Source organism: Streptomyces sp. NPDC048191, assembly GCF_040652655.1.
In the GTDB taxonomy this organism is placed as follows: Bacteria; Actinomycetota; Actinomycetes; order Streptomycetales; family Streptomycetaceae; genus Streptomyces.
In genome coordinates this window covers 200,728-209,235 of record NZ_JBEZMO010000006.1, presented here as the reverse complement: position 1 = coordinate 209,235, position 8,508 = coordinate 200,728, and the positions used below count along the sequence as shown (strand labels likewise).

The 8,508-nt window shown below is 73.8% G+C and carries 10 protein-coding genes; 6 read left to right on the top strand and 4 right to left on the bottom strand.

All coding sequences use genetic code 11. The features are described 5' to 3' along the window. Window positions 1-669: 669 nt before the first annotated feature. Genes AB0D93_RS13125 through AB0D93_RS13110 form a run of 4 tightly spaced genes read right to left on the bottom strand, consistent with a single transcriptional unit; the run spans window position 670 to window position 5,074 of the window. Window positions 670-2,031, bottom strand: coding sequence for an O-antigen ligase family protein (locus tag AB0D93_RS13125; RefSeq protein WP_362117782.1), 1,362 nt, complete (start codon window positions 2,029-2,031; stop codon window positions 670-672). Between the two features lie 3 nt (window positions 2,032-2,034). Further along, complete coding sequence (locus tag AB0D93_RS13120) at window positions 2,035-3,456, bottom strand: exopolysaccharide biosynthesis polyprenyl glycosylphosphotransferase (RefSeq protein ID WP_362117779.1); 1,422 nt, start codon at window positions 3,454-3,456, stop codon at window positions 2,035-2,037. Then, window positions 3,453-4,613 (bottom strand): glycosyltransferase, encoded by a 1,161-nt coding sequence (locus tag AB0D93_RS13115; protein ID WP_362117776.1) that lies wholly within the window; start codon window positions 4,611-4,613, stop codon window positions 3,453-3,455. Before AB0D93_RS13115 ends, AB0D93_RS13120 begins: the two co-directional genes overlap by 4 nt. A gap of 53 nt (window positions 4,614-4,666) precedes the next feature. Then, window positions 4,667-5,074, bottom strand: a complete 408-nt coding sequence (locus AB0D93_RS13110) for a hypothetical protein (protein ID WP_362117773.1) — start codon at window positions 5,072-5,074, stop codon at window positions 4,667-4,669. A gap of 215 nt (window positions 5,075-5,289) precedes the next feature. Between AB0D93_RS13110 and AB0D93_RS13105 the strand changes: the two genes are divergently transcribed. The 6 genes from AB0D93_RS13105 to AB0D93_RS13080 all read left to right on the top strand — a co-directional run bounded on the left by AB0D93_RS13105 (window position 5,290) and on the right by AB0D93_RS13080 (window position 8,448). Continuing rightward, on the top strand, window positions 5,290-5,529 hold the full coding sequence (locus tag AB0D93_RS13105; RefSeq protein WP_362117770.1) for a chaplin: 240 nt from the start codon (window positions 5,290-5,292) through the stop codon (window positions 5,527-5,529). Between the two features lie 171 nt (window positions 5,530-5,700). After that, the gene (locus tag AB0D93_RS13100; protein WP_362117768.1) at window positions 5,701-6,426 is read left to right on the top strand and encodes a hypothetical protein; all 726 of its coding nucleotides are present in this window, start codon (window positions 5,701-5,703) and stop codon (window positions 6,424-6,426) included. Between the two features lie 208 nt (window positions 6,427-6,634). Continuing rightward, complete coding sequence (locus tag AB0D93_RS13095; protein WP_362117765.1) at window positions 6,635-6,925, top strand: hypothetical protein; 291 nt, start codon at window positions 6,635-6,637, stop codon at window positions 6,923-6,925. 171 nt (window positions 6,926-7,096) lie between these two features. Further along, the gene (locus tag AB0D93_RS13090) at window positions 7,097-7,588 is read left to right on the top strand and encodes a DUF5949 family protein (RefSeq protein WP_362117762.1); all 492 of its coding nucleotides are present in this window, start codon (window positions 7,097-7,099) and stop codon (window positions 7,586-7,588) included. Continuing rightward, on the top strand, window positions 7,588-8,172 hold the full coding sequence (locus AB0D93_RS13085) for a vitamin K epoxide reductase family protein (RefSeq protein WP_362117759.1): 585 nt from the start codon (window positions 7,588-7,590) through the stop codon (window positions 8,170-8,172). Before AB0D93_RS13090 ends, AB0D93_RS13085 begins: the two co-directional genes overlap by 1 nt. 3 nt (window positions 8,173-8,175) lie before the next feature. Further along, window positions 8,176-8,448 carry a hypothetical protein gene (locus AB0D93_RS13080; RefSeq protein WP_362118219.1) on the top strand — a complete coding sequence of 91 codons (273 nt, stop codon included), beginning with the start codon at window positions 8,176-8,178 and terminating at the stop codon, window positions 8,446-8,448. Window positions 8,449-8,508: the final 60 nt, after the last annotated feature.

Below are 8,508 nucleotides of genomic sequence, written 5' to 3'. Positions count from 1 at the left end.
GCGCCGGCAGGTGTGGGGGTGCTCGGCAGGGCAGCGGCGGGTGTGGGGGCGCTCGGCAGGGCTCCCACAGGCGTGGCGGCTGTGGGAGCAGGTGCCGACGTGGGGTCGCAGGTGGGGGGTCGGGTCATCGGGACGGTTGGGCCGGGCAGGTCGGAGGGCGGTGCCGGCACGGTGTGGTTCGGCTTCGGCTGCGGCACCGCGCCGGCCGCCTCAGGTCCGGGCATGCCGTCGGTCCTGGGGCTCGTCATCGCGTCGGCCTCCAGCACCTGTGGTGCGCCGGCGTTCGCCTCCGGCACCGGTCGCTCGTCCGCCTCCGCCTCCGGCACCGGTCGCCCGTCAGCGTTCGCCTCCAGTACTGGTCGTCTGTCGGTTTCCACTCCCGGCAGTGGTCGTCTGTCGGTTTCCACTCCCGGCAGTGGTCGTCTGCCGGTCTCCACTCCCGGCAGTGGTCGTCTGCCGGTCTCGACCCCCGGCAGTGGCCGTATGTCGGCCTCCACCCCCGGCACTGGTCGTCTGTCGGCCGTGGTCTCGGGTAACAGGCGGCCGTCGGCCTCCGCCTCCAGTACGGGGCGGCCGTCGGTCTCCGCCTCCAGTACCGGGCGGCCGTCGGCCTTCGGCTTCTGCGGTGCTCGGTGGTGTGTGTTCCGGGCAGGGACCCGCGGAGCAGCGTCATCGCAGCGCCGCCTCCTCCGTGGCCGCCGCCGGCGCGCTCGGTGTGTCCGTGCTCGCGCCGGAGGGGTTCTCGTCGACGCCCACCAGGGCCCACCAGCCGGCGAGGCCGAAGCAGACCGCCGTCAGCACGGTCGAGGGGCCGCCGATGTCGGCGTACACGAAGTCGACCAGGTGCCACACCAGCAGCCCGCAGGCGACCAGCGCGCAGTCCAGGCCCCGGCCGCCGGCCGTGCGGGCCCGCCACAGGCCGCGCAGGGCGCACACCAGCAGGGCCAGCCAGCCGCCCGCGAGGCAGAGCAGCCCGATCAGGCCCTGTTCGCCGAGGACCAGCAGGTACATGTTGTGCGGGGAGAGGAGCGGCTCCCGGCGGTACGCGACACCCGCGCCCCCCGTGTCGCTGCCGGAGGACAGGGCGAGGGAGGCGTGTCCGTCCCGGTACTCGGGGAAGCCCTTCAGGCCGACGCCGGTCAGCGGGTGTTCCCGCCACATGTCGGTCGCCGCCGCCCACATCGTGTACCGGTCGACGACGGACTGGTCGGGCGCGTCGGTGACCCGGGTGATGCTGTCGATCCGCTCCTGCAGCATCGCCGTACCGACCCCGAACCCGCCGATCAGCACCACGCACACGGCGACCAGGGCCGCCCCCGCCTTCAGCGCCCGGCGCAGCCCGGCCAGAGCGAGCTGGACGGTGAGCGTGACGGCGGTGGCGATCCAGGCGCCCCGGCTGAAGGAGACCGCGAGGGGAAGGAGCAGGGCCGTGGCGCAGGCGGCGGCCGTGAGGCGTACGCGCACGGTGCCGCGGCCCAGCGCGAGACCCGCCGCGCACACCACACCGAACGACACCACCGTCGCCATGCCCATCACGTCCGACGGCCCGAAGGTGCCGACCGCGCGGATCTCCTGGCCCTGGTAGGAGGCGCCGGTGCCGGTGAGGTACTGGTGCACGCCGATCCCGCCCTGGCACATCGCGAGCGCCACGAACGACCAGGCCAGCAGCCGCAGATCGCGCCGGTCGCGGACGAGCAGGACCACCGCCGCCGGGACGAGCACGAAGATCTGGAGGTAGCGGCCGAGGCCGGTGACGCCGGCGCCCGGCGACACCGCGTCCATCGCCGCCAGCGCGACACCGGGCACGGGCAGGGCGAGGACCAGGGCCGCGGTACGGGCCAGTGGGCGGCGGCGCGCGCGCAGCAGCCGTACGGCGCAGTACCCGACGACCAGCGCGGACAGCGCGTCGGCGGGACCCGCGCCGCTCTCGCCGCCGGGCGGGGCCGGCAGCGCGAGCAGGGCGACCACGGCCACCACGGGCAGCACCGGCAAGAGGTGGGCGGGGCGGCGCAGCGGCAGAGCGAGGGTCATCGGTCAGCTCCCCGTCGAGCGCACGAGCGCGGCCGCGGTGCGCAGCAGGATGCAGACGTCCTGCCACAGCGACCAGTTGTCGATGTAGGCGTTGTCGAAGCGGGCCCGGTCCTCGATGGAGGTGTCACCGCGCAGCCCGTGGATCTGGGCGAGCCCGGTGATGCCGGTCGGCATGCGGTGCCGGGCCGCGTAGCCCGGGTGGGCCTGGCTGAACTGTGCGACGAAGTACGGCCGTTCGGGCCGGGGGCCGACCAGGCTCATGTCGCCCCAGAAGACGTTCCACAGCTGGAGCAGCTCGTCCAGCGAGGTCTGCCGCAGAAAGCGGCAGAAGGGACTCATCCGGACCTCGCCGGCCACGCTCCACCGGGTGGCCGCCTCGTGCTCGTCGGCCGGGCGGTGGGTGCGGAACTTCAGCAGGGTGAAGGGGCGGCCGCCCTTGCCGATGCGCTCCTGGCGGAAGACCACGCCGGGCCCGTCGGTGATCCGGAGCACGACCGCGCACACCAGCAGCACCGGGCTGACCAGCACCAGCAGCGTCCCGGAGACCAGCACGTCCACCAGCCGCTTGCCCGGGTTGCCGCGCCGCCGCGAGCCGAGGTCCAGCCGCCGGACGGCGAACCCGGCGAGCTGCTCGCGCATCTCGTACGACGGACAGTCCGCGTCCAGCTCCCACACCGTGCAGCCCGACTCGGCGAGCGCCCGCAGCAGCGGGCCCTGCGCGGTGCGTACCGCGGGGTCGACGGTGAGCACCACCCGCACCCCGTTCTGGATCAGCGCCCGCTCCACCTCCTCACCCCGGCTGAGGACGGGCAACCCGGATCCGCCGTCCGCATGTTCGGCCACGACCCCGACCGGCCGCACCCCGCAGCGCGGATGCCGCAGCAGCGCGGCGGCCACCCGTTGCGCGGTCGCGGCGGGCCCGATCACCAGCGCGGTCCGCGGGCGGCGCAGCAGCGCGACCCGGCGCCGCCAGTGCACCAGGCCCCGGCCCGCGCAGGCGACCGCCGCGTGCAGCGCCCAGCCCAGCAGCAGGGTGCGGGTGCCCAGGGCACGGTCGGGGTCGTACGCGGCGAGCAGCGCGGCGAGGCCCAGCCAGACCACCGCGATCCGGCCGCACAGGGCGGGCAGTTCGTCGAGGACGCCGGGGCCCGGCCGCGTCGCGTGCGGGCGCAGCAGCAGCGCGCCGGACACCAGGGCGGCGACCAGCAGCGGGCGGTGGGCGGCGGCGTCCAGCGTGCTCGCGCCCGCCAGCGCGGCGACCAGGTCGGCGGCGAGCAGCGGCAGCGGGGAGGCGGGCCGTGCCGGCGGGCGTCCGAGCGGGAACCGGAAGCCGCCGGCCGCGCGGGCCGGCAGCACCGAGACGGGCGAGAATCCGTGGTCCCATGGCTGCGCGCCGGGGGAGGGGACGGTACTTTCCGCAGTCACGAGAGGATGGACTCCCTGCACTCGGAGGGCACGCGCGGTGCTGTTTCTCTGGCGGTGCCGAGGAGTTCGCGGTAGAGGTCCGCGATCCGTTCGGCGGTGTGCCGTACGTCGTGCGTGGACAGGACGTGCCGACGCCCCTGTTCGCCGAGCGCGGCACGCAGCGGCGGGTCGGACAACAGCCCGGCGACCGCCCCGGCCAGTGCGCCGGAGTCCTCCGGCGGGACCAGGCAGCGGGCGGCGAGGGCGGGCGGCAGGCTCTCGCGGGCGCCGCCGACGTCGGTGAGCACCACGGGCCGGCCGCAGCCGAGCGCCTCCAGCGGGGCGAGCGCCATGCCCTCCCAGCGGGAGGGGAGTACGACCAGGTCGGCGGCGCGGTACCAGGGGACGGGGTCGGTGACGGCGCCGGCGAACTGTACGGAAGGGTGGGCGAGTTGGTGTAGCCCCGCGCGGTCCGGGCCGTCGCCGACCAGCACCAGCCGGGCCCGCGGCACCGCGCCGAGTACGTCCTCCCAGGCGCGCAGCAGTACGTCCTGCCCCTTCTGGCGGCAGAGGCGGCCCACGCAGACGACCAGGGGGCCTTCACCGTCGAAGGCCCACGGTGTCAGGGGGCCGGGGGAGAAGCGCTCGGTGTCGATGCCGTTCGGGACGACCGTGTACGCGGCGTGTACGCCCGCGCGCAGCCCCGTGTCGCGTTCCGCCTCGCTGACGCACACCAGCCGGTCGGCCCAGCGCGCGCCCCACCGCTCCCAGCGCAGCGCGAGGGCCGCGGTGAGGCCGTCGACCGCCTCGAACGACCAGGCGTGCGGCTGGAACACGGTGGGGACGCGTCCGCGGACGGCGAGCCGGGCGGCCAGGCCGGCCTTCGCGCTGTGCGCGTGCACCAGGTCCGGCCGTACCTCATCGATCAGGCGGGCGAGGCGGCGTACCTCGCCCGGCAGGCCGGGTCCCGGCGACCGGGCGGCCCGCCAGTCCCGCACGTCGGCGCCCAGCGTCCGCAGGCGCGCCGCCAGTTCGCCGCCGGGGCAGCCTGCCGTGACCTGCAGACCCGCCCTGAGCTGGGCCTCGACCAGGTCCAGTACGACACGGGCGACGCCGCCGTCGACGGGTTGGGCGAGGTGCAGGACCCGTGGCCGAGGGTCGGGTGCTGACTGGTGCATTCGCGGGATACCTCGCTCATGGGGGCGCTCGGGACGGCGGTCGGGAACGCGCCTCACACCGGGGCGCTGGCGGTGGCGTGGAACGCGCCGGCGCACGCTCCGTCCTGAGAGGAGACGAGCCCGGAGTGCGGCTGGTCACCGCCGCGCCGCGGAGCCGGGCCGGGAGCGGACGCGTCGTAGCCGAGCGTGTGGGCATGGGCAGGGATCCGCCGGGCCGCGGCCCCACCCGGTTCGCCGGTCGTGGAGTCCGGCACGTCGTCCGCCGGACGCCCGGTGTCGCCGAGTGGGAGTGCGACCGGCGTGCGCCGGGGCTTGGGGGGGAGCGTGAGCCTGTCGCCCGCGCCGAGCGCCGCCCGCCGAGCGCCGCCCGTTCCGGCGACCGGCACGCGCGAGTGGGCCGGGGTGGCGAGGGCCGGGGCGCCCGCCGTCGGGCACAGCAGCGGACCGAGGAACTTGCGCATGACCGGCGGTGCCCTTTCGCACGTGCTGGAGAGGCCCCAACTCTAATGGCTATACGTATTAATCTGGAGAAACAGGACAAGTGTGTCGGAAACGTGAAAGTAGCCTTTTCGGTACCTCACTCCATTGGCGGCGCAACCGCGGATGCCGCCGCGCGTTGACACAGAGCCGGGCGTCCGCCCGGATGTGTGTTGTCGATCCCAAGGAGCACCTCTCCATGTCGCGTATCGCGAAGGGCCTGGTTCTGACCTCCGCCGCCGTCGCGGCCGTCGTCGGCGGTGGAGGTATGGCCTCCGCCGACTCCGGCGCACATGGCCTCGCTGCCGACTCTGCGGGCCTGCTGACGGGCAATGTCGTCCAGGCCCCGATCCACGCGCCGATCAACGTCTGCGGCAACACCGTCGACGTCATCGGTCTGCTGAACCCGGCGCTCGGCCACGCCTGCGTCAACGACTGACGTCGGGACGCAAACCTCAGGCCGGCCGTCCGCCCCGCGCATGGGCCGCGGGGCGGACGGCCGCTTTCGCGCTCGCCCTAATGGATCACGGTAGGTCGTCGAGCGGTTGCGGAGGGCTACCGGTGAACTCACGGTGGGCACAGGTCCCGATGTTCACCGAAAGGAAACCTCATGCATGGTCTGCCCGCGCGGCGCCTCGCGTCCACCGTCCTCTGCGCTGCCGTCCTGACCGGCATAACCGGCCCGGCAGCCGTCGCCGCGGACTCGGCGGGGGAGCGCGGCCATGCCACCGCCTCCCGGTCCGCGGTGCCCGGTGCGGAGAAGCTGCTCGCCCAGGTAAGAGCCCTGGAGCACACCGGATCCGTCCTCCAGCCGGTCGTCGACCTGCTCAAAGCGTCCCTGCAGAACGGCACTTTGCCCCCGGACCAGGCCCGCCTGCTCGGCGAGGCGGCCAAGAAGGCCATCGCCGAGGCCGCGGTGGCCGAACCGAAGCCGAACACGCCGGCCACGCCCACGACCCCCGCCAAGCCGGCCACGCCCACGACCCCCGCCAAGCCGGCCGCGCCGGCGACCCCCTCGCTACCGCCCAAGCCGGCGGCTTCCAGCGCCCCCGCTCTGCCCGCGACCCCGGCCGTCCCGGCCGCCGCGAAGCAGGGTGACGACGGCAACCCGCCCTCCGCCCGTGACCTCACCGACGACGCGCTCAGCTCCCTGGAGACCGCCGTCGACAACCTGCTGAAGGCGGTCACCGGCGACCTCGACCAGCTGATCTCGTCCGCCACCGATGTGGTCGGCGGCCTGGTCAACCTGCTGACGACCACGCTCCTCGGCGACGGTCTGCCCGCCCCGAGTCTGACTGCCCTGCCCTCGCTGCCCAGCGTGTCCACGACCGGGTGACACGGGTGCCCGGACGTCCCGGGTGTCCTCATCGGCCTCGGCCGTCCTGTCCTCCCGCGAGCGCGACGACCGAGGCCTTTTCCCGGCGGGCCGGTTCTCGGGGATTTCATATGTCTTCTCGGTGCGGGGTTTCCGGGCCGCCCGGACCTCGTTGGGCAGAACGTCAGAATTCCCTGGGGTGACGTGAGTTGCCGAAGAAAGGAACGCGATGAAGTCCCTGAAGGCTGCCGCTGTCGTTGCCGGTTCCGTGGCCCTCGCCGGCGTTGCGGCGCCCGCGTTCGCCTACAGCGCCGCCGACGTGACGCCCACCAGCCTCAACGGTGCCGTCAACCGGCTCACCAAGGGTCCCGTCACCCTCGACGACGCGATGCCGCTCAACCACCAGTCGAACGCGCTCGACACCGAGAACAAGCACTCCGTGCTCAACACGGTCAAGCGCGCCAGTGGCGCACTGAACCAGCACAACCCGCTGCTCGGCGGCCTGCCCCTGCAGAGCTGACCCTCCGCACGCCCGCAAGCCCGCACGCACCGGGGCCGGTACCGCAGCCACGGCACCGGCCCCGACGCTTCCCGGCCCGCTTCCCTCAATCGTGTGGAGCGGGCAGCGGCACTGGTCCGGAAGGGTGAGCAGCCGCCCGGCGGGGCGCGAACCCGCCGATATGGTCGCGCGGTGACCTCAACCTCAAGCGAGATCCGTTCCGCCGACCTCGGCACGCTCGTTCTCCTGGCCTGGAGCGGCGAGGCCCCCGACGGAGCCGACATGCCGTACCTGCTGGCCTACTCCCTCGGTGACGCCGAGGGCGGCCCTGAGGCCACCGCCACCGCGGTCGAGCACCTGCTGACGAGCAACGGACTGCCGGTCGGCGGCGAGCTGGTCGACGGCAACGGCCGCCCCAGCCTGCCCGTCAGCCTGCTGGTCGAGGCCGGTCAGGCCGTCCTGCGGATGCCACAGCTGGTCGCCCAGGCCGACGCGCCGCCGGAGTGGCTCGCCGCAGTCGCCCGACGCGGCTTCGCCTACCTCGTCTTCACCACCCGAGCCTGGCCCGCGGGTGAGCCCGGCAAGCCCGTCGAGCCGGCCGACCTGGCCGCCTTCGCCGGCGCCGACGAGACCCTGACGGCCGCCGCGCACGTCGTCCTGCCGGCCACCAGCCTGCGCGGCTGATGCCCAGAACCCTCGCGGGAGGCCGGGGCTTCGGCCTGCTGCTCGTGCTCACCGGCGCGGCCGGACTGCTAGCCTCCTGGGTCATCACCCTGGACAAGTTCAAGCTGCTCCAGAACCCGAACTTCGTCCCCGGGTGCAGCCTGAACCCGGTGGTGTCGTGCGGCAGCGTGATGAAGAGCCAGCAGGCCGCGGCCTTCGGGTTCCCCAATCCGATGCTGGGCCTCGTGGCCTACGGCATCGTGATCTGCGTCGGCATGAGCCTGCTCGCCGACGCCCGTTTCCCCGGCTGGTACTGGCTGCTGTTCGAGGCCGGGTGCCTGTTCGGCGTCGGATTCGTCTCCTGGCTCCAGTTCGAGTCGCTGTACCGGATCAACGCGCTGTGCCTGTGGTGCTGCCTGGCCTGGGTCGCCACGATCCTGATGTTCTGGTACGCCACCGCGCTGATCGTCAGGAACGGTTTCCTTCCGGCGCCGGCCTGGCTGAAGGGCTTCTTCGCCGAATTCACCTGGGTGCTTCCGGTCCTGCACATCGGCGTGATCGGCATGCTGATCCTGACCCGCTGGTGGGACTTCTGGACGAGCTGATGAGTGACGAGCGGACTATTACGGCAGTCGGGCCTCGACGCCCCCGCCTCCGGCCTGCGCACCCTCGGCCCCGGTTTCAACCTGGACGCGCCCCTGACCGCGCCCCACCCGGACAACTTCGGCCTGCCCGCCCTCGAGCAGCCCGAGGTCGGCGTCCTCGCCCCGGTCGTCCAGACCGCCGCGAACGCGAACCTGGGTGCCGGGGGCAGGCAAGTAGCGCGACCGCAAGGCGCCCGGGAGCCGCTGTCCGCCCACCGGATGGCTCTGTGTCGGTGACCCTCCGTGCCCCGCGCCGGTTAGCCGGTACGGACATCCGGTCACGGACATCCGATCACG

Bases quoted from the DNA above. Each gene is read 5' to 3' on its own strand.
- AB0D93_RS13125 (WP_362117782.1), bottom strand. From the start codon at position 2,031: ATGACCCTCGCTCTGCCGCTGCGCCGCCCCGCCCACCTCTTGCCGGTG.
- AB0D93_RS13115 (WP_362117776.1), bottom strand. From the start codon at position 4,613: ATGCACCAGTCAGCACCCGACCCTCGGCCACGGGTCCTGCACCTCGCC.
- AB0D93_RS13110 (WP_362117773.1), bottom strand. From the start codon at position 5,074: ATGCGCAAGTTCCTCGGTCCGCTGCTGTGCCCGACGGCGGGCGCCCCG.
- AB0D93_RS13105 (WP_362117770.1), top strand. From the start codon at position 5,290: ATGTCGCGTATCGCGAAGGGCCTGGTTCTGACCTCCGCCGCCGTCGCG.
- AB0D93_RS13100 (WP_362117768.1), top strand. From the start codon at position 5,701: ATGCATGGTCTGCCCGCGCGGCGCCTCGCGTCCACCGTCCTCTGCGCT.
- AB0D93_RS13095 (WP_362117765.1), top strand. From the start codon at position 6,635: ATGAAGTCCCTGAAGGCTGCCGCTGTCGTTGCCGGTTCCGTGGCCCTC.
- AB0D93_RS13085 (WP_362117759.1), top strand. From the start codon at position 7,588: ATGCCCAGAACCCTCGCGGGAGGCCGGGGCTTCGGCCTGCTGCTCGTG.